Here is a 22,989-nt window from a genome sequence, read left to right as displayed (position 1 = left end):
CACGCAGGAGCGGCGATTCAGCGGCCGGTCTCCAGGAACCGCACCAGCTCTGATTCCAGCGCGGAGCTGTCCTTGAGTTCGCATTCCCACACGGTGAGCACCTGCCAGCCGGCGTCCTCCAGCAGGCGGCGTTGGCGGGCGTCCCGTTCGCGGGTCCGGCTGCGCTTGGCAGCCCAGAATTCGGCGTTGGCCTGGGGCGCGTGCAGGCCCACGCGGCAGTCATGGAAGTGCCAGAAGCAGCCGTTGACGAAGATTACTTTGCGGCGGCCGGCGAACACCAGGTCCGGGTTGCCGGGCAGGCGGGTGGCGCCGGCTTTTCCGTGCAGCCGGTAGCGGTATCCCTTGGCATGGAGGAGCCTGCGCACCAGCAGTTCCGGCTTGGTGTTCTTGCCCCGGATCCGGGACATGTTCCAGCTGCGCCGCTCGGGAGTGAGCTTGTCCGCCATGCCTTCAGTCTAGGAGCTCCTAGATTTCGCGTTCCGGCTGTTCTCCGAATTCGAAGTGGCGGCCGCTGACGGAGGTGGGCTCAATTTCCACGTAGAAGTCCTTCAGGGTGGGCACCCAGGTCTTCAGTCCGAGCTCCTCCACTGCTGCCAGTTCCGCGGAGTTGCTGAGGACGCGGGCTTTTCCCCGCAGCACCACGGACCAGGCTTCCTCCGAGAGGATGCCGTCCGTTTCGAACAGAACAGTGGAGTTGATGGTCAACTGGGCCAGCTTGTTGCCCGGAGCCGTCCGGAGATAGATTTTCCGGTTGGCCGTGACGTAGTTCACCGGGAAGATGTCCGGCTCTCCCGCGACGGACACCACCAGCCTTCCGTGCTTGGTGCCCTCCAGCAGACGCCAGGACTGCTCGTCGTCGAGTTCCAGTACGGGTTGTCCATCCACATGTTCAAACATCATGAAGCCATTCTTCTACGTTATGTAGAAACGCGCCAGAGGGTTTGGTGAACTTTGGGTCAGGAGGCGGTGGTTCCATGGCGTGAGCAGGTGGCCGTCCAGGCGTGGGGTGACACCTGGACCTTGAGGCGGCGTCCGCACTGGCCGCAATAGCGCGGCGGTTCCAGCTGAAGCCGCGCAGCGCACTCCTGGTGAGGGGCGGCCGCCACCTGCCCATCGCCCGTCTGGAGGACGTTCGACGGCGGTGCGCTCCCGCCGTCGAACGTTTCCTTCGGATACAACTCGCCGCAGTGGCCGCAGAAGCTCCCGATGATTGAGCTGGTTGAGCGGGTGGGGATCATAGGGTCTTCTGGAGTTCCTTGATGGGCATGTTGAGGTCCACCAGCAGGTTGAGGTCGGCGGCGGCGGGACGGCCCAGGGTGGTGAGGTAGTTGCCGACGATGACCGCGTTGATCCCGCCCAGCAGCCCCTCGCGGGTACCGAGATCGCCGAGGGTGAGCTCCCGGCCGCCGGCGTACCGGAGGACGGTGCGGGGCATGGCCAGCCGGAACGCGGCGATGGCGCGGAGGGCGTCCTTGCCGTCCATCAGTTCCTGGTTTTCCAGCGGCGTGCCGGGCCTCGGGTTGAGGAAGTTCAGCGGCACTTCGTGCGGTTCCAGGGCAGCCAGCTGCGCGGCCAGCTCTGCACGCTGTTCGAGTGATTCGCCCATGCCGATCAGCGCCCCGCAGCACAGTTCCATGCCGGCGTCCTTGACCATGGCGCAGGTCTCCAGCCGCTCCTCGTAGCTGTGGGTGGTGACAACCTGGGGGAAGTAGCTCCGCGCCGTCTCGAGGTTGTGGTTGTAGCGGTGCACTCCCCACGAGGCGAGCTGGTCAACCTGGCGGCGGGTGAGCATGCCCAGGGAACAGGCGATGTTGATGTCCACTTCCTCATTGATGCGGTCGATGGCGAACTTGATCTGGTTCATGAGTTTGATGTCGGGTCCGCGGACGGCGGCGACGATGCAGAATTCGGTGGCTCCGGTGACGGCCGTTTCCTTGGCGGCCTTGACCAGTTCCGGGATGTCCAGCCAGACGCCGCGGACGGGGGAGTCAAAGAGGCCTGACTGGCTGCAGAAGTGGCAGTCCTCGGGGCAGCCGCCGGTTTTGATGGAGATGATCCCTTCAACCTCCACGTCCTCCCCGCAGTGCTTGAGGCGGACCTGGTGGGCAAGCTCCAGCGCGGCGGGGACTGCGGGGTCGGGGAGGCGCAGAACCTCCAGCAGTTGCGCTTCCGCGAGGCCGATTCCACCCTCCAGGACCTGCTGCCGGGCCGTCTCCAGGATTGGGTATTCCGTGGTGCGGGAAATGGTTGTCATCGCCGTCCTTGCTTTCGGTTGTGATCTCCTTTCCGACAGTAATTCCGGCAGATGCGGCCGGTTTTGTGGAAGGCCAACAATGGGCGGTAACTGCTTTTGTTTACAGCAGCAGTCAAGGCTTAACGCCGCCGAAACAAGCCCGTGACCGGGCTGTCGTTCGTGCCGGATAGCGTCGCATCAGATCCCTTAGACACGAAAGCGACGCAATTCCATGAGCAATGACAAAGAGACAACGCAGCTGCTGGACCCGCCGGCACAGCCTGGTGCCGCCGTCGTCGGAAGCGCTCAAGCGGCCCCGGCGGCGGGCAACGCCGCAGCGCTGAACGCCACCAAGGAAAGCCTGGAGGACTATACGCTCCGCTTCGCACCACGCTCCTACCGCAAGTGGAGCGCGGGGGTGGTGGCAACCAGTGCGCTGGGCGGCATCGCCTATCTGGCGGACTTCTCCATCGGCGCGAACATCGGGATCGCCTATGGGACGGTCAACGCCATCTTCGGCATCCTGGTTGCCGCCGTCATCATCTTCGCCACCGGCTTTCCGCTGGCGTATTACGCGGCGCGGTACAACATCGATCTTGACCTCATCACCCGCGGCTCCGGCTTCGGCTACTACGGGTCGGTGGTCACCAACGTCATCTTCGCGACGTTCACCTTCATCTTCTTCGCCCTGGAAGGCTCCATCATGGCGCAGGGCCTGGAAGTGGGCCTGGGCATTCCGCAGTGGCTGGGGTACGCAGCCTCCACGGTGATCATCATTCCGCTGGTGATCTACGGGATGAACACCCTGGCCAAGCTGCAGGTGTGGACCACCCCACTGTGGCTGCTGCTGATGGTGGTGCCGGTGGGATACCTGCTGGTCTCGCACCCGGAAAGCATCAACACCTTTTTTGCGTACACGGGCGAATCGGGCGACGGCGGCCCCAACCTTGCGTCGGTGATGCTGGCAGCGGGTGTCTGCCTGTCCCTGATGGCGCAGATTGCCGAACAGATCGACTACCTCCGGTTCATGCCGCCGCGCACCGAAGCCAACAAGGGGGCGTGGTGGCGGGCGGTCATCCTGGCCGGACCCGGCTGGGTGATCTTCGGCGCGATCAAGCAGATCGTGGGCCTGTTCATCGCCATCTACCTCATCGCAACCCTGGACCCGGCGGCGTCTGCCACGGCGAATGAGCCGGTGCACCAGTTCCTGGGCGTCTACCGGGAGATGATGCCGGCCTGGCTGGCGATGACGCTGGCCGTGGTGCTGGTGGTCATCTCGCAGATCAAGATCAACGTCACCAACGCGTATTCGGGTTCGCTGGCCTGGACCAACAGCTTCACCCGCATCACCAAGACCTATCCGGGACGCATGGTGTTCGTGGTGGTCAACCTGGCCATTGCCCTGGTCCTGATGGAAGCCAACATGTTCGACTTCCTCAACACGATCCTGGGCTTCTATGCCAACTGCGCCATGGCCTGGGTTGTCACGGTGGCGTCCGATATCGCCATCAACAAATACCTGCTGAAGATTTCCCCCAAGGTTCCCGAATTCCGGCGGGGCATGCTGTATGCCGTGAACCCGGTGGGCTTTGTGTCGATGCTCGCCTCCGCTGGAATTTCGATTGCCGTGTTCTTTGGTGCCTTTGGCTCCGCGATCCAGCCGTTCTCGCCGATCTTCGCGGTGGGCCTTGCCCTGGTCCTTCCGCCGGTGCTGGCGCTGGCCACCCGCGGACGGTACTACCTCCGCCGCACCGACGACGGCATCGACCTGCCGATGTTCGACGCCGACGGGAACCCCAGCGACGCCAAGCTCCTCTGCCACGTCACGGGGATTGAATTTGAGCGTCCGGACATGGTGCGGTCGGCGAAGGACGCGCCCAACGGCGGCCCGCAGTATGTCTCGTCGCTCGCCTTGTCCACGGACAAGACAGGGGAGTTGGTGTTGCCTCCGCAAAAGTAGCTTCGCCTGGTCACGGGAAAGGGCTTTGAGGGAAGGGAGCCGGCGCATTCATGCGCCGGCTCCCTTTATGACGTCTTTCAGGGCTTCTGTGGTGATAAACCATTGGCGGTAGCTGTGGATAAGTTTGATGGGTGAAATGTGACCTGGGCTACCCTTAAGTCATTGTCCGGAGTTAGCCGTCTTGAAACTACTGGGGGATTAGCGGCCCATGACATCAATCAACGTCTCCACGCCTTGGGGAATCCGGTCAGCTGCTGCCGGTGCTGCTGTTGCTGCGGCACTCATGCTGGCCGGCTGCGCGGGTGGAGCCCCCGCAGATCCCGGTGCCGTGTCCTCCACGCCGACGGGTTCGGCCACGTCCAGCCCTCCGTCCAGCCCGACCCCGACACCCACCGCCGTGTACAAGCCGGCCGACGCGTCCGGTCCCGCCCAAAACGTCCCCGTCCCGGTGCTGCCCGAGGTCGCGAAGACGGAGACGAAGGAGGGGGCAGAAGCCTTCGCGAAGTACTGGTTCAGTGTGCTGAGTTATTCGTACGAAACTGGGGACGTCGCTACCTTCGAGAGCATCGAGCCACCGGCCTGTGCGGCGTGCCAAAAAGTTAAAGAAGTGATCGTCAACTGGAACTCAGAAGGACGATGGCTTGTAGGCGGAAAACTCACCACACCTGTTGCGGACACAACATTTGAGAAGGACGAAGCGGGAAACTACAAGGTCGCTGTTCAAGTTCGTCAGGAGCCCTTGTCTTACATGCGTGCTGACGGAACCATAGCTCGGACTGACCCGCCGATGCCTGATCAAGGTAATCTCCTTGTCCTCGCTTACAAGAACGGCGCTTGGTCAGTGACTGAGCTCGGAAGCATAGTCGGCTAGCAGTGGGTGGTTATCGTCCGCTCAGTACCTTCCTCGTTGCGGCGGTCTTAATTGCCCTTTTTGCCTACCCGTCGAGTGCAGAAGACGCGAGCGATCCTGAGTTCGGTGGGGAATGGAACCCCGGCCTGCAATTCAATGGATATGCGTGGGACGCTGGGATCAAGGATTTCGTACGAGCTGATCCATCCCTCCCATATACCGACCCGAATGAGTACAAGTACGAACTCCAGTGCCACCTCGGTGGGGGAGACTTTGATACTCCTTGCCTTGCCCGCCAGTTGGAGTGCAAGGATGGGCCCGACGGTGAAGAGGGCATTCCCGTCACCTGGCTTTCCCGGCCCCGAGGTGTGCCCGGCGCTGTTTGGGCTCATCACTCCGGCCCCACGTGCCTTTTCGACGCCAGGCCCGAGGACTTGCTGCCCAGGATCGCAGCTGACATCCAGCGGGAGTTCCAGAGCCTGCCGGTCAATGCTGGAACAGTGGTGGCACAACCCAGCCCGCACACGTTGCGGGGTGCTGAGACCAACTTCTACGCGGAGGCAGCCGAGCAGCAGTTCGACGTCACCATGTTCGGGCAGCAGGTGCACATCGTGGCCACCCCATTCCAGTACACGTGGAACTACGGCGACGGGACCGTGTTCGGACCCCAGCCTTCCATGGGCGGGCCGCTACCCCAGGACCGGTGGGGCGAAAAGACCCGGACAAGCCACGCCTACGGGGCTACCGGTGACTTCCAGGTGGAGGTGACCACCACCTTCCAGGGAACCTACTCGGTCAATGCCGGGCCGCCCCTGCCGATTCCCGGCCAGGGCCAGTTCAGCGCTCCTCCGCAAACCATCAGTGCGTGGCGCTCGCTGACGCGCAACTACGCTGACGACTGCAACGCCAACCCCCAGGGCCAGGGCTGCCCCGGGGCTGCAAGGTAGGCGGCGGCCGAAGGCCCCGGAGCCCGCCGTCCACCTGCTGTGATTCCCATCGCAACAGGAATAGTTGCTGCAGAATCCCGGTTGGCCAAGGCAGTACGTCTTCAGCCTTCGAAAGGAACCGCGCATGCTGTTTTCCCCCCTCAGCCTCGGCGAACTTGAGCTTCCCAACCGCCTGGTCATGGCACCCTTGACGAGGCTCCGCGCAGGTGAGGCAGGGGTCCCCGGTCCGCTTGTCGTAGAGCATTACCGCCAGCGCGCGTCCCTGGGCCTCATCGTCAGCGAAGGAACGTTCCCGACCCCGGTTGGCCGCTCCTACGCCGGCCAGCCCGGCATCGTCACCGAGGAACAGGTTGCCGGCTGGAAGAAGGTCACCGACGCCGTCCACGCCGAAGGCGGCCGCATGTTCGCCCAGATCATGCACGGCGGACGGGTATCGCATCCTGACATCACCGGCGGACTCGAGCTGGTGGCCCCCAGCGCCGTCGCCATTGACGGCATCGTCCGCACCCCGCAGGGGAAGCAGCCCTACCCGGTGCCGCATGCCCTGACCACGGACGAACTCCCCATGGTGATCCAGGAATTCGTCAACGCGTCACTCAATGCCATCGAGGCCGGATTCGACGGCGTGGAGCTGCACTCGGCCAACGGGTACCTGCTGCACGAATTCCTGGCCCCGAACTCCAACGTGCGGGACGACAGCTACGGCGGCTCACCCGAGAACCGTGCCCGGTTCGTCATCGAAACGGTCAACGCGGTGGTGGCAGCCGTGGGCGCCAACCGCGTCGGCATCCGCATCTCCCCGGAGCACAACGTGCAGGGCATCGCCGAGACCGACGCCGCTGACGTCCGCGCCACCTACGAGGTGCTGGTGGACAGCATCGCCCCGCTCAACCTCGCCTACCTGAGCATCCTGCACCACGAGCCCGCGGGTGACCTGGTCCAGGACCTCCGGGTCCGTTTCGGCGGGACCTTCCTGGTCAACACCGGCTTTGGCGTGATCACCACCCGAGACGAGGCAGCAGCCCTGGTGGACGACGGACATGCCGACGCCGTAGTGGTGGGCCGCCCCGCCATCGCCAACCCGGACCTCGCCCGCCGCTGGAAGGAAAGCCTTCCCCTCAACGAGCCGGACCCCTCCACGTTCTACGCGGACGGCGCGGAGGGCTACACGGACTACCCCGCCTACCAGAACTAGGACGGAAATTAACGACGGCGGCGGCACCCGGCCTGGGTGCCGCCGTCGTTGGCTGCGCGGTGTGCTGTCCCGGCAGCGGGCGCCGCAGGCCATCCGACGGCCTTTGGCTCAAACTCTGGAGATTTGGCCCGCCGGGTCCTCCAGGATGCCGGCGGTGATCAGATCGTACTCCAGCGAATGGACTTTTACTAGGGCCATACTTGGGCTGCTTTAACCCGCTACAGCAGCGCCTCCCTGCCGGTTCCCTCTTTCATCACAAGCCTGCCGTCCTCGATCGAAACCAGCACGCTCTTCGGCCTGCCGCTCACCTTGGTGATGGCCTTCAGGCCGCGGTTCGTCACCTCCACACCCACCTGCGCGCCTTTTGCCGGCAGCTCAACGGACACCTCGTTGGCGATGCCAAGGATCGGATTGGTGGAGACCCCAATATCCCGCCGCGCCTGCTTCCCGTTAACCGTCACGGTGATGTTTGCCTCGTCGAACCCCTCCTGAAAAATGATAAGCAGTTCCCTCATGGTGGCCTCTTCCTCGAGCATTGGGTGCCTGTGACGGCACCTCAACTACAGCACTTTGCCGGCGGCAGCGGAATACCCTTGCCCGGAACAACCTGGGTGGAGCGGACTCGCGCCCCAGCAGTGGAGCCGCGCAATCCGGTAAGGCAAGATGTTCTGGTGACTCAACTGCCGCAGGCCCCTTCCGCCCCGTCCGCCTCCCCGATAACGGACGATGCCATCCATACCCAGATCGCCACCGAGCTGGGCGTCAAAGCATGGCAGGTGAAGGCAGCCGTTGAACTGCTCGACGGCGGATCCACCGTGCCGTTCGTCGCCCGCTACCGCAAGGAAGCCACCGGGACGCTGGACGACACCCAGCTCCGTGAGCTCGACGAACGGCTCCGCTACCTCCGCGAACTTGCCGACCGCCGTCGTGCCGTCCTGGAAGCGATTGACGCACAGGGCCAGCTGACGCCGGAGCTGAAGAAGGCCATCCTCGCGGCGGACACCAAGTCCCGGCTGGAGGACATCTACCTACCCTTCAAGTCCAAGCGGCGGACCAAGGCGCAGATCGCGCGGGAAGCCGGCCTTGAACCCCTGGCAGACTCCCTGCTTAAGCGGCCGGACCTGGACCCGGAACGCGAAGCCGGCAAGTACCTCAACCCCGAACACGCCGTCACCGACGCCGCAGCGGCTCTCGCCGGGGCACGCTCCATCCTGGTGGAGCGGGTGGCCCAGGATCCGGACCTGGCCGCTGACCTGCGGGAGCGCCTGTGGGCGCAGGGCCGCATGGTCTCACGCGTGAAGAAGGGGAAGGAAAGCGACGGCCAGAAGTTCGCTGACTACTTCGAGTTCGCCCAGGCGCCTGCGGGCATGCCGTCCCACCGGGTCCTCGCGCTGCTGCGCGGGGAAAAGGACGGCGTCCTCGAGCTGGACCTTGCCGAGGCAGATCCACAGGACGACGCCGCCCTTGCCGCCGCACGCACGCGCTACGAGTCAGCGGTGGCCAGGTGCCTCGGGGTCGCCGACAGGGGACGTCCCGCCGACTCCTGGTTGATCCAGACCGCGCAGGTGGCGTGGCGTTCCCGCCTGCTGTCCCGGCTGACGGCCGACCTTCGCGGCAGGATGTTCGCCGCCGCGGAGGACGAAGCCGTCCGCGTTTTCGCGGCGAACCTCCGGGACGTCCTCCTGGCCGCCCCCGCAGGGAACCGGGCAACCCTCGGCCTGGATCCGGGGCTCCGGACCGGCGTCAAAGTGGCCGTGGTGGACGGCACCGGCAAGGTCGTGGCCACCGACACCGTGTACCCGCACGCCCCGTTGCGGAAGTGGGACGAAGCACTGGCCACGCTGGTCCGGCTGGCGCGGCAGCACGCCGTCGAACTTGTGGCCATCGGTAACGGCACGGCGTCCCGGGAAACCGACAAGCTCGCCGCCGAACTGATCAAGCGGCTGCCGGAGGTGGACCGCAAACCCCAGAAGCTGGTGGTCTCGGAAGCGGGCGCCTCCGTGTATTCCGCCTCGGCACTGGCTGCGGCGGAGCTGCCGGGCATGGACGTGTCGCTGCGCGGTGCAGTGTCCATTGCACGCCGCCTCCAGGACCCCCTCGCCGAGTTGGTGAAGATCGATCCGAAATCCATTGGCGTGGGCCAGTACCAGCACGACGTGACAGCCTCGAAGCTGGACCGCAGCCTGGACGCGGTGGTGGAGGACTGCGTGAACGCCGTGGGCGTGGACGTCAACACCGCCTCGCCCGCGCTGCTCAGCCGCGTGGCCGGCGTCGGACCCTTGCTGAGCGAAAACATCGTGGCCTACCGGAACGAACACGGGCCCTTCGCCAGGCGCACTGACCTGAAGAAGGTGCCGCGGCTGGGTGCGAAGGCGTTCGAGCAGTGCGCGGGCTTCCTCCGGATCACCGGGGGAGCGGAGCCGCTGGACGCCTCCAGCGTCCATCCCGAGTCCTATGCGGTAGCCCGGAAGATCCGGGCGGCAGCGGGGTCGGCTCCGGCCTCCTCCCTGGACCCCCGTGACTTCGTGGACGAGACGTTCGGCCTGCCCACGGTGCAGGACATCCTCTCCGAGCTGGACAAACCGGGACGGGACCCGCGTCCCGCGTTTGCGGCCGCAACCTTCTCAGACGGGATTGAGAAGATTTCCGACCTCAAACCAGGGATGGTGCTGGAAGGAACCGTGACGAACGTTGCGGCGTTCGGCGCGTTCGTGGATGTGGGCGTCCACCAGGACGGACTGGTGCACGTGTCCGCCATGGCGAACCGCTTCGTCTCCGATCCGCGGGAAGTGGTGAAGTCCGGCCAGGTGGTCCGCGTCAAAGTGCTGGAGGCCGACCCGGACCGGAAGCGGATCTCCCTGACACTGCGGCTCGACGACGAACCCGCTGCCGGACGCGCGGGCACAGGGCGCGCCGGCGGCAACCCGCAGAACCCGGGCCGCGGCAGGGAGCAGGGTGGCGGCCCGGCCCGAAAGGCGCCCTCGCCCGGGCGTTCCCCTGCGGCTCCCGCGCCTGCGAAGAAGGAAGCTCCCCTCAACACAGCCATGGCAGAGGCGCTGCGGAAGGCCGGCCTGGGCAAGTAGCTGTTTTGTGGGGGCTCAGGCGAGCGACAGGACGAACGCGAGGACAAAGCCCGCCGCAGTGCTGAGGGCCACCGCGGGGCCGCCGTGTTCGTAGGCTTCCGGCATCAGGGTGTCCGCCAGGGAAGCGATCACAGCCCCGGCGGCAAAGGCCAGCGGTATAGATATTGCTTCCGGATCAGTCCCGGACAGGGGCCCGGCGCCGAGCACGACGGCGATGACCAGCAGGGCGGCACAGGCCACCCACAGCCCGATAATGCTGCCGGCCGACCGGCCCTGGCTCCGCATGGAGGCTGAACCCACGAGCGCTTCAGGAAAGTTGGAGACAAAGATTGCGGCCAGCAGCGCCAGACCGCCTGTTCCTTCGCCCAGGGAGATGCCAAGGGCCAGGTTTTCCGGGACGCCGTCCAGGGTGACGGCGGCCAGCAGGGCCAGGCCGGCCGCTCCGCTTGTGGACGCTGAGGTGGGGCGCTTGTCGCTTGCCGCTGTGTCAGTGTCGAGCTTGGCGCTGCCCTGGACCTCGTCAGCCGCCTTGGCGCGCTGCAGGTCTCCGGCCTGCGCCCACCGGTCCAGCAAAGCGCTCAGGACCGTGAATACCACTGCGCCCAGCATCAGGCCAAGGGCGGCGCGGATAATGCCGCCGTGTTCGTAGGCGTCCTCGAACAGTTCGAAAGCGAGGGCGGTGATGAGGGCGCCGGCGGCGAAGGCCAGGAGCATGGCCAGCAGCCGCTTGGGAAGTTCGAACCGGACGCCGATGAAGGCACCCAGAACCAGGGCACTGGATGCTATGACGCCAAACCACAGCGACATCATCATCCGGCAAGTATAGGAGCGCCCGCTTGACGTGGGAAGACGCCGCGTTGGCTCCTGTTGGCCCCTGCGAACCCCTCTGTGCGGGTGGGCTTTCGGCGCCGGGGGGATTCTGCAAAGGTGGTTTCATGACGTATTTCCTGGAGTACACGATTCCTGCGGCAGCCGAAGACACCGGGTTCGATTTTCCCCACGACGAGATCAACCCCGGCACCACCATCCCGTTGTCCGAGACCGGTGCTGAGACCGTGCACACCACGGAGCTGCCGGCCAGGACCGGCATCCTCGGAGCCACCGTTCCGGAGGCGAAACTTGAAGCTGAGCAGCTGATCCTCCACAGCCGCGCCTCTGAAGGGTCCCTCTTCTTTGACCCGTCCAACTCCCTCCAGGCCGGGGTTGGAACGCTCGTTGCCACATTCAGCGAAGGCCGGGGCTGGCAGGACGCCTGACTTCCCGGCCCTGGCTTTGCTCCCCGCCTTAGCCGTGAGCGCCGGTCACAACCCTCGGCCAGCCGAACTGGGTCCGCACCCCGGGGGAGTAGAGGACCGATTCCGGCGGGCCGCCCACCTCGATGCCGGCGGAGCTGATGAGGCCATCGTGAAGCTCGTGGACATCGGCCTTGTGTAGCGCCCAGGGTTCATGGGTGTTGGGGATGTGGATGGTCCGCCCGTGGAACCTGCTGTGCAGTCCGAACCGTGCTGTGACGTGGATGGACAGGGGGTCGCCAGCAACCGAGCGCGGGTCCGGAATGACGCTGAAGCGGCTGGATGCGCCTCTCCGGAAGCGGCTGACGGAGTAGCCGCTGGGGCCGCCGCCCTCGTCTCCAGGCGGTGTTCCCCAGGACCGGATGCGGGACCACACATAAGGTATCCCCGCTTGCCGGGCAGCCAGGACAACGGGAAGCCGGTTCGCATCAAGGCTCAGGAACACCACGCCCCTGGTTCCGTCCGGCTCCCGCGAGTAGAGCCGGACGTTGACCTCGTTGAAGCTGCCCAGGTACGGAATTCCGGGGCCGCGCCCTATCCCGGCGTCCTTCATGCGGAAGCCGATGAGGCCCACCCAGGAAGAGCCGTCGAAAACGTCCGGCTCCACCCCCGGCGGCATGAACCGGGCCGCGGATGATTCCGGAATCCGCCAATGCAGGAAAACTGCGTCAAGCCAGCGCTGGTCCATGATGGTCGGCAGGGGCAGGTCAGGCGGATCGGGCCAAAGGGCAGCGGCGCCCAAGCGTTGTTCCATGGCCAAAATTCCCTACGTAGGACGCGATATTAATGTGAGTACACATTACTGGTGTCTACCTTGCGGGCCGACCCTATGCTCAACCTACCCGGGGCCTGGGAAGGAACCAAGGCCCGGTGATCGCTCCTGCAGTGGGGCGTCCAGAGGTCGGAGTTCTCCGAGTGCAGTGAAGTGGTGAGGCGTTTGTCCATTTCCACCCAGCCCCCAAATTCTTTCTCCAAGCCTTCGGCAGCGCCGGAGGGAGCATCCATCAGCGTCGTCATCCCCACCCTGAACGAGGCCCAAAACATCCCCTGGGTCCTTCGGCGCATGCCGTTGTACGTGGACGAGGTGGTGATTGTTGACGGCCGTTCCACGGACAACACCGTTGGGGTGGCCCAAGCGCTGCGCAAGGACATCGTGGTGGTGAACGAGCTGCGCAAAGGCAAAGGCGTAGCGCTGCGGTCAGGGTTTGCCGCAGCCACAGGCGACATCATCGTCATGCTGGACGCTGACGGAAGCATGGATCCCAGGGAAATCGGCTGGTTCGTTTCTCCACTCCAGCACGACTACGACTTCGTCAAAGGCTCCCGGTACGTCACGGGAGGGGGGTCTGAGGACCTGACGTGGCTGCGGCGCACAGGAAACCGTGCGCTGACCGGGCTGGCCAATGCGGTCCTGCACAGCAACTACTCTGATCTTTGCTACGGCTACATCGCCTTCCGGCGTGAGTGCCTGGAAGTCCTGCAGCTCGAATCCGACGGGTTCGAGATCGAGACCGAGCTGATCGTCAGGGCCGCCAAGGCCGGCCTCCGGATAGCAGAGGTCCCCAGCCTGGAGTTGAACCGCATCTCCGGGGCGTCAAACCTCCAGACGTTCCGGGACGGGTGGCGGGTACTGGGGACGATGGCCCACGAGTGCCTCCTCTGGGAGGCCCCCACTGCCGGTGCGCGCCCCGAGGCGCTGCGCCGCGTGAAGTACGCCTACGCCAACGTGAGCTTCCCGCGGACGCCCACCGATCCGATGAGTGTCCTCCCTGCCATAAGCGTGGCGTGACCATGTCGCATGTTGTGTTCCCCACGGTCACCGTGATCATCTGCGCGTACACGGCCGAACGCTGGGTGTGGCTGCTGGACGTCATCGATTCGCTCCGGTTGCAGACCTGGGCACCCAACGAAGTCTTCGTGGTTGTTGACCACAACGAGGAACTCTTCGAACAACTATCCAGGACCGTCGATGACGTCACCGTCGTCAGGAACACCGGCCCCCGTGGACTTTCCGGGGCACGCAACACGGGCGTGGGCCTGGCGGATTCAGACGTCGTCGCCTTCCTCGATGATGATGCAGAGGCTGCGCCCGACTGGCTGGAACGCCTGATCACCTTGTACGACGATCCCGAGGTTCTCGCAGTAGGCGGCCGGGTGGAACCTGTCTGGGAGGCGGGCCGGCCCGGCTACTTTGCTGAGGAGCTGGACTGGATCGTTGGCTGCAGCCACCGGGGCTTGCCGCGGGTCGCAACCGAGGTCAGGAACGTCATTGGTGCCAACATGTCGTTCCGGCTTGATGTCATCAGGACGGTGGGCGGTTTCAACCTCACCCTGGGCCGGCGCGGCTCCATCCCGTTGGGCTGTGAGGAAACCGAGATCTGCATTCGGTCGAAGATGGGGGCCCCCGGGTGCCGCATTGTTTATGAGCCGGCAGCGCTGGTGCGCCACCATGTACCCGCCAGCAGGGGAACGGTCCGTTACATGCTTTCGAGGTCCTGGTCGGAAGGTATCTCCAAGGCCCAGGTCAGCCACATCGTAGGGCACAAACGCGCGTTGGGCCCCGAGCGCAGGTACGTCCGCAGAATCCTGCCCCGGGCCATCTTTGCGGGGATGAGGGACTGGAGCCGTGGCGATCCGGCCGGCCTTGGCCGCGCGGCCGCTGTGGTGGCGGTCGTGGCCTTTACTTCCGCAGGCTACTTCCGGGGACGCCATCTTGCGCACTTTCCCGGACGCCCCCTGGACCCGCCGGTCCTTGCCGGGGTCAGCCAGTGGCGGGAGGTGCAGTGAACGTCGCCACCGGCCCACCCGGGGCCACCTGCTTCCGCTACGCCACCGCGGACACCGTGGACACGGCCGGCGCCGTCCACATCATCTGACCGACACCACCCAGACAGGGGACGACAATGCGCACATCGCAGACCAACGCACTGCACTTCGATATCCACGGCCGCGTCACGATCCGCGTTGACGCCAAGGCGCCGGCAGCCCACCAGCTCCGGAGCATGCTGGCCTGTTTCGCCACAGACGCCGAGCGGCCGGCCGACATTGTCGTCGATGACCAGCCGGAGCCGATGCCTGATGCCGGCCTGCTCGAGCACGAGCTTGCTTACACGGAAGACAGCGTCCGCTTCAATGCCGACAGGGTCCAGGTGGTGAGGGACGGAGAACAGTGGCGCATCCACGGCGCGGGCGAGCTGCTGACCTCCGTGGTACCCGTCCTGGACGCCGCCATGATCGGCCGGGGAGCCGCCATGATCCACGCGGCAACGATGGCTTACCGGGGCCAGGCCATCGCGCTTCCTGCCGCCGGGGGAACCGGCAAAACGAGCACCGCCGCCAAGTTGATGCGCCGCGACGGGTGGTCCTTTATGGGCGACGACTGGGCCTTCCTCGCCGAGGACGCCACGCTGCTTGGCTACGCAAAGCCGATGTTCATCAAACCCCATCACCGGGCCATCTACCCGCACCTGTTCGAAGGTGTCCGGAAGCCCCTCGTGCCGTCGCAGCTCTCGCAGGGCGTCGGCCGGCTCACCACGATCGTGCACCCGTATGTCATCCGTTATCCGCGCCTTGCCGACTTCTCCCGCCGGTGGTCGCCGGAGCACCGCATGGTGACGGCGGAGACCGCGTTCCCAGGACGGAAAGTCACCACCTCGGCCCCCCTTGCGGCCGCCGTGTACGTCGAGCGCTTCGAGGGCTCACGGACCCGGATTGTCGAACGGACGGCCGACTGGATGGTCGACCGCATGATCGGCAACTTCCATATCGAGATGGCGGGTTTCTCGCAACAGGTTGTGACCGGCCTGGCGGCCACGTCCGTTGTCCCGTGGCGGGAGCACTTCGCGGCCAAAGGGGTCGTGCTGAGCAAGGCACTCGACGGACGGCCGTGCCACCTGCTGCAGGTACCCTCGGCGTACACGGCAGACGAGGCATCGGACGACATTGTCCGGCATCTGGAACAGCTCCTGCCGTCGGTCCTCGACGAGCAGGACTAGGGGGCGGACACCGTGGATCACAGTCCTGCCGAGGTCACCGCGGTTGTCCCTGCCCGGAACGCGGAGCACATGCTGCCCCGGTGCCTGGAGGCCCTGCGCCAGTCGGGGGTCGCCGAGATCATCGTCGTGGACGGACGCTCCACGGACGCCACCGTCGCCATCGCCCGCGCGGCCGGCGCCCGGGTGGTCAGTGACGAGGGCCGCGGCCTGCCGTGGGCTCGAACTCTTGGTGTGCGGAACAGCGGCACCCGTTGGGTCCTGCTGGTCGACTCCGACGTGGTGTTCGGGCCCACGGGGGTCGCCGACCTGCTCAAGGAGCTGCTGGAGGGCGGCTATGACGCGCTCCAGGCCGGGTTGGAGAGTGTGGGCGGACCGGGATATTGGGGACAGGCGCTCGCACACCACCATCGGACCGGGCGCAGCCGCAACTGGTTCGGGCTCGTCGCCACGCTCGTTGACCGGGAACTGATGCTGGGTGTGGGTTTCGACGACTCGTTCAAGTCGGGTGAGGACATCGAGCTGCGCTGGCGGATGCGGGACTCTGGCCTGCGGACGGCTGTGTCGCAGCGTGTGATGGTGGAACACCGCTTCGCCGCAGACGACTTCGACTTCGCGCTGGACCAGTTCCTCATGGACGGAACCGGCCTGGGAAAGATGATCCGCAAGCACGGCTGGCGCGGTGCGAGGCTTGCGCTGCTGCCCGCCGCAGCGGCAGTCCGGGGCAGCGCCTTGAGCCTTGCCGCGGGCCAGCCGCGGTGGCTGCGCTACTACGTTGCCTTCTGCTGGTACAACTATGCAGGCCTGGCGCGGGGTCTCGCGTCGTGAGGGCCGGGCGGGGGACAGCTGAGACGAACGCCTCAACCGTCCGGCACTCCGCCCTGCGCAGCTCGCTCGGCCTCGTCATCGCAAAAGCCGCCCAGACAGGCGCAGGTTTCGCTTTTTGGGTCGTGGCCGCCCGTGCCACGTCCGACCGTGAAGTCGGGCTCACCATGGCCGCGGTCTCGGCGGTGATGCTCTGCACGCAGCTCGCGGTGCTGGGTGCAGGGTCCGCCGTGATCGTCTCGGTGGGGCGCGGAGAGCCGCCCGCGCGGGTGCTGGACGCCGCATTCGCCATCGTGGGGGTGGCCGGCACGGGGCTGGCCCTTGGCTACCTTGTGCTGCAGGCGGCCGTGACGCCGGACACGGCGTCCCTGTCGGTTCTCTTCTGGCTCACGTTCCTCGTTGCTGCCGTCACCGGCACCTTGGTCATCGTGCTGGACCAGGCGCTCGTGGCGCTGGGACGCGGTGCCAGCGCGGCCCCAAGGTACGCGTTGGGCGGCGGGGTGGCACTCGGGGCCGCAGGGCTCGTGGCCTGGCGGGCGCACGGCGCCTCCGCCGACGTGCTGATGGCCTGCTGGACGCTCGGAACCACCGTGGCGTGCGTTGTGGGAGCCGTCCAGCTGCGAAGACTGGTCGGCTACCGGCCGAGGCCCACCTTGCGGGCGGCGCGAGGCCGTTCACTGCTGGCACTGGGCCTGCCGAACCAGATCCTGACGCTCACCGAACGTGCCCCCGGGCTGTTGCTGCCGCTCCTGCTCGCGCACCTGGTGTCGCCGGAGGCCGCTGCCTACTGGTATCCCGCCTGGATGATGGCCTGGGCCGCCTACACCGCTCCCATGCTGATGGGCATCGTCCAGTTTTCCGAAGGTGTCCGCGAGCCGGACCGCCTGGTAGCCACCACCTGGGCGAGCCTCCGGTGGTCGCTCGCCGTAGGGGGCCTGGCCGCCGTCGTCCTGGTGGTCTTTGCCCGCCCGCTGCTCGGCCTGATGGGCGAGCGCTACGCCGACTCGTCCGCGGATGCCCTGCGGCTGTTGGCTGCCGGACTGCTGGCCTACGCCGTGCTGCAGGCCTACAACGCCGTGTGCAGGGCCCGCGGCCGGTACGCCGAGGCGATCATTGTCGGCATGACCCTTGGAACCGCGCTCTGCGCCGCGGCCCTGCTGGCCGCCGGGAGTGGAGCCAGCGCCATGGCGCTGGCGTGGCTGGTGGTGCTGTCCACCGGTGCAGCGGCGGCCGGCATCCGGCTGGTCGCCGTCCTCCGGCGAGTCAAACAGGACGCAGGATGACCAGGACGCTTGATGCCCCCAGCCGCACCGGGCGTCGCTGGAAGCCCCGCGACGTGGGATGCGCTGTGGCGGGCGCCGCATCGCTGGCTCTCGCCGCGGGAGCCGCGTCCACCGTGGCGGTGCCCGTTGACAGCGACCTTGGGCTCCTCGCCGTGCTGCCCTACCCGTTCTGGGTGGGGGTCGTGCTCCTCAACGTCGCCTTCGCCGTCGCGCTGCGGGGTGACGACGCGGGCCCGGCACGGCGCCCGGTCATGCTCTGGCTCATCGCGGTGCTTGTGCTCATGCTCTTCGGGACCGCAGCCTTCGTAACGGACATCCCGCGGGGGGAGGTCGCTTTCCGACACCTCGGCATCGCCGACGCCCTTTCCACGACGCAGGGGATCAACCCTGACATTGACGCCTACTTCAACTGGCCGGGCTTCTTCGCCCTCCTGGCGACCATCCTGGGGGCGACCGGCCTCGACCCGGTCGCCGTTGCCCTGTGGGCACCGGTTTTCAACATGAGTCTGTGGCTCGCTGCCATGGGCGTGCTGACACGTTATCTGACGCGCGATCCGCGGCGTCGGTGGCTGGCGCTTTGGCTCTTCTGCCTCGGCAACTGGCAGGACCAGGACTACCTGTCGCCCCAGGCCTTCGGCTTCTTCCTGTACCTTGTCGTCATCGCACTGCTCGTCGGGCCCCTGGCCGCACGGACCCCGGTCTTCGCAGGCTTCAAACGTACGGCCCTGGAATGGTGGTGGAGGGAGCGATCGCCCGCTGAGCCGCGGCAGGCCCACCGGGTAAGCGCCATCGCGGTGGTCATCCTGCTCGTCGCTGTCATCTGCGCGAGCCACCAACTGACGCCGTTCATGCTGCTCATCGCCATGATCGCACTCACCCTGAGCGGACGTGTCTGGCCGAGCCGACTGCCCCTGATCACCGCTGTCCTGTTGTCACTCTGGCTCGTCTACCCCGCCAGTGCATACCTCGTGGGGCACCCGCCCCTCGAGGACGCTGGCCTGCTGGCCGCGGCCGAGGCGAACGTCGTCGACCGCGTGAGCGGAACCGCCGGACACCTGGTCGTGGTCCAGGTCCGGATGGCCCTCACCGTTGTACTGTGGCTGCTCGCCGCAGCGGGAGCCCTGCGCGACTGGCGCAGGGGGCGTCTGGACATCCGTGTGGTCCTCCTGGCGGTCAGCCCACTGGTGCTCTTCCCCGCGCAGGCCTACGGCGGGGAGATGCTCATCCGGGTCTCGTTGTTCGCGCTGCCCTTTGTCGCGGTCCAGGCCTGCTCGGTCCTGCTTCCCAGGCATCGCGGCTGGCGGCCCTCCGCCGGCGCCGCGGCCGGGCTTGCCCTGACCTGCTCCATGCTGGCCCTGCTGACCGTGACGGGGCGCTTCGGGAACGCCCAGTATGACGTCTTCACCGACGGCGAGATGGCCGCCGTCGCCGCCGCGCAGCGCCTGGCGCCCCCAGGCTCCGCAATCATCTCGGCCGCCCACCCGACGCCGTGGCGCAGCGATTCCTACCTTGAGCACAAATACCGGACGATCGACGAACTGTGCCAAACGGACTTGTCAGCGGAGGTGTGCGGCCCCCTCGTCTACAACTACGCCCGGCACAACCCTGCCGGTGCGGTCCTGCTGCTCACGCGCTCGTCAGAGGCTAGCCTTGTGCTCCAGGGCGCCACCAGCGAGCGCGGCTTCGCCGAACTGGAGGACTGGCTGGGAGCACAGAACGGCGTGGAATTCGTCTTCGGCAACGACGACGCACGCGCGTACCGGGTGGCGCCATGAGCGGCAGCGTCAGCCGGTTCACGCTGGCGCTCGGTCTTGCGGCGGTGGTTCTGTCGCTGGTGACACTTGTCGGGCTGCCGACACCGCTGCAGGCCGTGACGGCGACGGCCGTCCTGGTCCTGTTGCCGGGGCAGGCCCTGGCGCGGCTTACGCCGGTGACCGACGCCGCGCTCGGCGCCCTGCTCGTCCTGGCGCTCGGACTCGCCACGCTCACGGCGGTATCCACGGCGATGTTCTACCTTGCTGTGTGGTCGTGGCAGGCGTGCGTCGTCACCATGGGCGCCATCACCGTCCTCGCCTGCCTGGCCCGCGCGCGGACGGAGGCGTCATCATGATCGATGTGGTGATCGACCTGGCGGGCCTGCTCGGGGCCGCAGCATTGCTTTTCACCCTTGTCGCGCTTGAGGTCGGGCGCACCCAGCCGGGCACCGGGCAGCCCGCCCGTCCCAGGATCTTCGGCCGGACAGTGGGCCCCAGGGTGGTCGCCGCCATGTGGGTGGTGTACGTGATCCTGTTCCTTCCACGCGTGCTGGGACTGCTTGTATGAGCGGCGCAGCGCGGTGGCGGCTCCTCAGCGACCTCCACCTGGATGTGACGGACCAGGACCCCCGGTATCCCGGCAGGGTGCTGGCCGGGTTCCTGCGGCGCGAGGTGCCCGCGGCTCCCGGTCCGCAGCAGAACGTCGCGTTCGTCGGCGACACGTTCGAGCTGACCGGCTGCAGCGGTGACGGAAGCGTGGCCCGGCTTGAGGCCATCCGCGCCCGCCATCCCGGCACGTTCGAGGCGCTGCAGGAGTGTGCCGCACGCGGCGTGCAGCTGCATTTCGTGTGCGGCAACCACGACGTTGAGCTGGCCCGCCCCTCGGTGGCCGCACGCCTGGCGGCCCTGCTGTCACCGGCCGAGCCCGCGCGTGTCCAGGTGCACCCGTGGTTCCTGCATGTCCCCGGCGTGCTGGTGGCCGAGCATGGACACCAGCACCACGCACTGCACCGGATACCCGACATTCTCCGCACTGCGGTCAATGGCACCGACGGGCTGGATCTTCCCCCGCTCGCCGCCTGGAACGCCGATCAGTCGAGGTCACGCCTGGGACGTGCCGGGGCGGTGGCCCAGGCCTGCCTGGCGTCCGAGCGTGCGGAACGCCGCGTGCGGGAGCCCGCCTACGCAGAGCTGTTGCAGGCCGAGTCGTTCCGGCTGGGGCTCGACGGGGTTGCCGTCCGGGACCTGGCGCGCCTGTCCCGTTTCCGGACCGTGTCGGCGCTTCCGAGGGCCGCGACCCGCATGGCGCTCGCGGCTGCCGGGCGGAGTGCCGCCGTCGGGAAGCCTCCTGCCTCGGCGGTCCGGGTGGCACGTACCCTTGAGGCGCACGGTTCCGGGGTGGCCTGGTACATCTCGGGCCACACCCACCGGGCCCTGGAGTCGGCGCTCGGGTCCCGCCCTACCCGGTACGTCAACACCGGCACGTGGTGTTCTGACGTCCGCGGCCGCGGGCCCGACCAGTCCGACCGCCGGGTGTTCCCGTTTGCCGTGGTGGACGTCGCCCCTGGCGGCGGCACCAGCGGCGGCCTGCGGTACTGGCGTCCCGACGCCGGCTGAGCAGCGCCAGCGCCGGCTGCAGCAATGCGCCGGCGCCCGCTGCCGGGCGGAAGCTAGGGGTGGCGAACCCCGGTGCCGGCGAGGACGGCCCGGTAGCCCTCACGGAATGAAGGATAGGTGAACGCGAATCCGGTGCTGCGCAGGAGCCTGTTGCGGCAGCGCTTGTTGCCGCCCCGCGCCGGCCCGGCATCACCCGCCGGGGGTTCGGGGAGGCCCATCTCCGTGGCGAGGAAGCGCAGTACCGTACCGAGATCGGCGGGATCGTTGTCCACGCCAAGATAGGTCGGTGCCAGGCCTGCGGCCATCGTGGCGAGGTGGACGATGGCAGCAGCGGCGTCGTCCCGGTGGATGCGGTTGGTGTACCGGATATCCCCGGGAACAACGGCGGAACCGCTGCGGACCTGGTCGATTAACCTGGTCCGTCCCGGTCCATAGATGCCGCCCAGCCGGAGGGACGTTGCCGTGGTGTCCGTGCCCCTGAACCGGTCCCGGATGAGCTGCTCGGCTTCCAGCAGGACCCGTCCGGAGTACCCGCCCGGCGCAGTCGGGGTGTCTTCGTCCACCCAGCCGCCCCCGGCATCGCCGTAGACGGCCGTGGAGGAAACAAAGAGCACCCGGCCCGGCTGCACACCGTCGCGTTCCAGGGCGTCGAGGACGTGGGCGGATCCATCCACATAGGCTGCGCGGTAGGCGTCCTCGGAGGGCGAATCGGCAGCGACGGCTATGACGACGGCGGTGGTGTCGGCGGGAACCGGCGGCAGTCCGGGTGCGCCCAGGTCAGCCGCGACACCTTCGATGGCGGCCGGCAGTTTCGAGGGGGAGCGGCGCCAGCCAACCACGCGGTGGCCCAGGGTGTGGAACCGCAGCCCGGCTTCGGTACCGAGGTCGCCACAGCCGGCGAGGAGGATGGTCATGGGTTACGGTGCCTCCACCGGGAAGAACACGCGCGGGTCCTGGAGGAGCGCCGGGTAGGTGAACGCAGAACGGTCGATGACTTCGGTGACCGTGAAGTTCCTGCCGAACCTGCCGTCCTCCAGCGTGATGGGCCGGCCGACGACCTGCCCCACCGCGAACTTCGCACCGTGCTCGAACGGGACGGCAACGGGCGTCTTTCCGGGAAGCGTGGAGAAGGCCTCCTCCTGCGCCAGCCGCTTGCGGGTGGGCTTCTTCACCAGCTGCTTGGGCGGTGCCTTGCGTGACTGGCGGGACGGGCGCCGGGACCCGTCTTCGACGAACACGGGGGAGTAGTCCCCGTCCGCGCCCGGCGCATCAGCGGCGGCAGCGGGGCTCCCGTTCACCGGTGGAAGGGCCACGGTATCCAGCGTCTGGGGATCGACGTCGTCGTGCGGGGACCTCAGGATCCACAGGATCTCACCCTCGGGCTCCTGTGGCAGGAACTCGTGCCGCGGCTCGGGCCAGACGTAATCCATCTCCGGTATCGCATCCGCGAAGACCGGGGTGTAGAACCTGGGTTCCTTGCGGACCAGCTTGGAGCGGTGGCTCAGGTGGAAATCCGGGTCGCCAAGCCACGGCGGCATGGGGATCTTCGCCGCATAGTCCGGGTGGGCTGCCTGCGGCGCGAACTCCGCAATGTTGGCGCGGGTGTTGTCCGGGTGCCCGCGCCTGGTCCACTCGTCAACCATTGCCAGCCCGTACATGGTGAGGGCAGGCACGTACCCCATCCACATCCGGATGGCCGGGTGGGTCTGCCATCCGTAGCCGGGAATCACCAAGGCACGCAGGGTCTGCAGCGCCTCGACCCGCTGCTTGCCCAGCCTGGCGGTGTCCAGGGCAGCGGCGCTCTGCCGGAAATCAGGGTACGGGAGGAAGGTTTGCATCCCTTCAGTCTGACGGCACCTGGCGGATGTGCCAATTGCAGTGCCACGGACCACATGTACACGGCCAGGATGTTCACATAGTGGACCTATGCATACGACGGTGCTCTCCACCCACTAAGA

General features: G+C 66.9%; 25 protein-coding genes. 15 read left to right on the top strand and 10 right to left on the bottom strand.

Going from position 1 to position 22,989, the window contains the following annotated elements:
• Positions 1–17: 17 nt before the first annotated feature.
• From HTS88_RS04590 to bioB, 4 genes are read right to left on the bottom strand one after another with little or no spacing between them, the layout of a single operon-like run.
• Positions 18–446, bottom strand: coding sequence for a very short patch repair endonuclease (locus tag HTS88_RS04590; protein ID WP_174175945.1), 429 nt, complete (start codon positions 444–446; stop codon positions 18–20).
• Positions 447–465: 19 nt separating this feature from the next.
• Positions 466–900 (bottom strand): pyridoxamine 5'-phosphate oxidase family protein, encoded by a 435-nt coding sequence (locus HTS88_RS04585; protein ID WP_066273926.1) that lies wholly within the window; start codon positions 898–900, stop codon positions 466–468.
• Between the two features lie 56 nt (positions 901–956).
• Positions 957–1,238: a biotin synthase auxiliary protein BsaP gene (bsaP, locus tag HTS88_RS04580; protein ID WP_174175697.1), complete on the bottom strand. Its 282-nt coding sequence runs from the start codon at positions 1,236–1,238 to the stop codon at positions 957–959.
• Entirely contained in the window at positions 1,235–2,254 is a 1,020-nt protein-coding gene (gene bioB, locus HTS88_RS04575) for a biotin synthase BioB (RefSeq protein WP_174175942.1), read from the bottom strand. Before bioB ends, bsaP begins: the two co-directional genes overlap by 4 nt.
• Before the next feature lie 211 nt (positions 2,255–2,465).
• Between bioB and HTS88_RS04570 the strand changes: the two genes are divergently transcribed.
• The gene (locus tag HTS88_RS04570) at positions 2,466–4,193 is read left to right on the top strand and encodes a purine-cytosine permease family protein (RefSeq protein WP_174175940.1); all 1,728 of its coding nucleotides are present in this window, start codon (positions 2,466–2,468) and stop codon (positions 4,191–4,193) included.
• A 198-nt stretch (positions 4,194–4,391) separates the two neighbouring features.
• On the opposite strand, the gene HTS88_RS22125 is transcribed toward HTS88_RS04570, so the two are convergent.
• Complete coding sequence (locus HTS88_RS22125) at positions 4,392–4,550, bottom strand: hypothetical protein (protein WP_246256003.1); 159 nt, start codon at positions 4,548–4,550, stop codon at positions 4,392–4,394.
• Between the two features lie 40 nt (positions 4,551–4,590).
• Here HTS88_RS22125 and HTS88_RS04565 point away from each other — a divergent pair, with 40 nt between their 5' ends.
• The 3 genes from HTS88_RS04565 (at position 4,591) to HTS88_RS04555 (ending at position 7,185) form a co-directional block, all read left to right on the top strand.
• Positions 4,591–5,064 (top strand): DUF6318 family protein, encoded by a 474-nt coding sequence (locus tag HTS88_RS04565; protein WP_343044880.1) that lies wholly within the window; start codon positions 4,591–4,593, stop codon positions 5,062–5,064.
• A 413-nt stretch (positions 5,065–5,477) separates the two neighbouring features.
• Complete coding sequence (locus HTS88_RS04560; protein WP_246255974.1) at positions 5,478–5,990, top strand: hypothetical protein; 513 nt, start codon at positions 5,478–5,480, stop codon at positions 5,988–5,990.
• A 124-nt stretch (positions 5,991–6,114) separates the two neighbouring features.
• On the top strand, positions 6,115–7,185 hold the full coding sequence (locus HTS88_RS04555; protein WP_174175936.1) for an alkene reductase: 1,071 nt from the start codon (positions 6,115–6,117) through the stop codon (positions 7,183–7,185).
• A gap of 218 nt (positions 7,186–7,403) precedes the next feature.
• Here HTS88_RS04555 and HTS88_RS04550 read toward each other — a convergent pair whose 3' ends face one another.
• Positions 7,404–7,721 carry a hypothetical protein gene (locus HTS88_RS04550; RefSeq protein ID WP_104186219.1) on the bottom strand — a complete coding sequence of 106 codons (318 nt, stop codon included), beginning with the start codon at positions 7,719–7,721 and terminating at the stop codon, positions 7,404–7,406.
• Positions 7,722–7,856: 135 nt separating this feature from the next.
• Here HTS88_RS04550 and HTS88_RS04545 point away from each other — a divergent pair, with 135 nt between their 5' ends.
• Positions 7,857–10,268 carry a helix-hairpin-helix domain-containing protein gene (locus tag HTS88_RS04545; protein ID WP_174175934.1) on the top strand — a complete coding sequence of 804 codons (2,412 nt, stop codon included), beginning with the start codon at positions 7,857–7,859 and terminating at the stop codon, positions 10,266–10,268.
• A gap of 15 nt (positions 10,269–10,283) precedes the next feature.
• Here HTS88_RS04545 and HTS88_RS04540 read toward each other — a convergent pair whose 3' ends face one another.
• Positions 10,284–11,081 (bottom strand): ZIP family metal transporter, encoded by a 798-nt coding sequence (locus HTS88_RS04540; RefSeq protein ID WP_174175932.1) that lies wholly within the window; start codon positions 11,079–11,081, stop codon positions 10,284–10,286.
• A 122-nt stretch (positions 11,082–11,203) separates the two neighbouring features.
• Between HTS88_RS04540 and HTS88_RS04535 the strand changes: the two genes are divergently transcribed.
• Positions 11,204–11,524, top strand: a complete 321-nt coding sequence (locus HTS88_RS04535) for a hypothetical protein (protein WP_174175930.1) — start codon at positions 11,204–11,206, stop codon at positions 11,522–11,524.
• Between the two features lie 28 nt (positions 11,525–11,552).
• Here the strand turns inward: HTS88_RS04535 and HTS88_RS04530 are convergent, their stop codons facing one another.
• The gene (locus tag HTS88_RS04530; protein ID WP_174175928.1) at positions 11,553–12,314 is read right to left on the bottom strand and encodes a YqjF family protein; all 762 of its coding nucleotides are present in this window, start codon (positions 12,312–12,314) and stop codon (positions 11,553–11,555) included.
• 183 nt (positions 12,315–12,497) lie between these two features.
• Between HTS88_RS04530 and HTS88_RS04525 the strand changes: the two genes are divergently transcribed.
• The 9 genes from HTS88_RS04525 to HTS88_RS04485 all read left to right on the top strand — a co-directional run bounded on the left by HTS88_RS04525 (position 12,498) and on the right by HTS88_RS04485 (position 21,031).
• Positions 12,498–13,349: a glycosyltransferase family 2 protein gene (locus tag HTS88_RS04525; RefSeq protein ID WP_174175926.1), complete on the top strand. Its 852-nt coding sequence runs from the start codon at positions 12,498–12,500 to the stop codon at positions 13,347–13,349.
• Positions 13,350–13,351: 2 nt separating this feature from the next.
• Entirely contained in the window at positions 13,352–14,347 is a 996-nt protein-coding gene (locus tag HTS88_RS04520) for a glycosyltransferase family 2 protein (RefSeq protein WP_174176038.1), read from the top strand.
• A 116-nt stretch (positions 14,348–14,463) separates the two neighbouring features.
• Positions 14,464–15,555 carry a hypothetical protein gene (locus HTS88_RS04515; protein ID WP_174175924.1) on the top strand — a complete coding sequence of 364 codons (1,092 nt, stop codon included), beginning with the start codon at positions 14,464–14,466 and terminating at the stop codon, positions 15,553–15,555.
• 12 nt (positions 15,556–15,567) lie between these two features.
• Positions 15,568–16,380 (top strand): glycosyltransferase family 2 protein, encoded by an 813-nt coding sequence (locus tag HTS88_RS04510; protein ID WP_174175922.1) that lies wholly within the window; start codon positions 15,568–15,570, stop codon positions 16,378–16,380.
• A complete protein-coding gene (locus HTS88_RS04505) occupies positions 16,377–17,660 on the top strand; it encodes a polysaccharide biosynthesis protein (protein WP_174175920.1) in 1,284 nt (427 codons plus the stop codon). The genes HTS88_RS04510 and HTS88_RS04505 overlap by 4 nt, the downstream gene beginning before the upstream one ends.
• On the top strand, positions 17,657–19,435 hold the full coding sequence (locus HTS88_RS04500) for a glycosyltransferase (protein ID WP_174175918.1): 1,779 nt from the start codon (positions 17,657–17,659) through the stop codon (positions 19,433–19,435). The genes HTS88_RS04505 and HTS88_RS04500 overlap by 4 nt, the downstream gene beginning before the upstream one ends.
• Positions 19,436–19,494: 59 nt before the next feature.
• Positions 19,495–19,770, top strand: coding sequence for a hypothetical protein (locus HTS88_RS04495; protein WP_251423760.1), 276 nt, complete (start codon positions 19,495–19,497; stop codon positions 19,768–19,770).
• Positions 19,767–19,982, top strand: coding sequence for a hypothetical protein (locus tag HTS88_RS04490; protein WP_174175914.1), 216 nt, complete (start codon positions 19,767–19,769; stop codon positions 19,980–19,982). Before HTS88_RS04495 ends, HTS88_RS04490 begins: the two co-directional genes overlap by 4 nt.
• Complete coding sequence (locus HTS88_RS04485) at positions 19,979–21,031, top strand: metallophosphoesterase family protein (RefSeq protein WP_174175912.1); 1,053 nt, start codon at positions 19,979–19,981, stop codon at positions 21,029–21,031. Before HTS88_RS04490 ends, HTS88_RS04485 begins: the two co-directional genes overlap by 4 nt.
• Positions 21,032–21,084: 53 nt before the next feature.
• Here the strand turns inward: HTS88_RS04485 and HTS88_RS04480 are convergent, their stop codons facing one another.
• Positions 21,085–21,945: an SDR family oxidoreductase gene (locus HTS88_RS04480; protein ID WP_174175910.1), complete on the bottom strand. Its 861-nt coding sequence runs from the start codon at positions 21,943–21,945 to the stop codon at positions 21,085–21,087.
• Between the two features lie 3 nt (positions 21,946–21,948).
• Complete coding sequence (locus HTS88_RS04475) at positions 21,949–22,869, bottom strand: MSMEG_6728 family protein (protein WP_174175908.1); 921 nt, start codon at positions 22,867–22,869, stop codon at positions 21,949–21,951.
• Positions 22,870–22,989: the final 120 nt, after the last annotated feature.

This window comes from Pseudarthrobacter oxydans, assembly GCF_013314975.1.
Lineage (GTDB): Bacteria > Actinomycetota > Actinomycetes > Actinomycetales > Micrococcaceae > Arthrobacter > Arthrobacter oxydans.
Note: the sequence above shows the minus strand (reverse complement) of the source record. Positions and strands in the feature narration are given on the sequence as shown.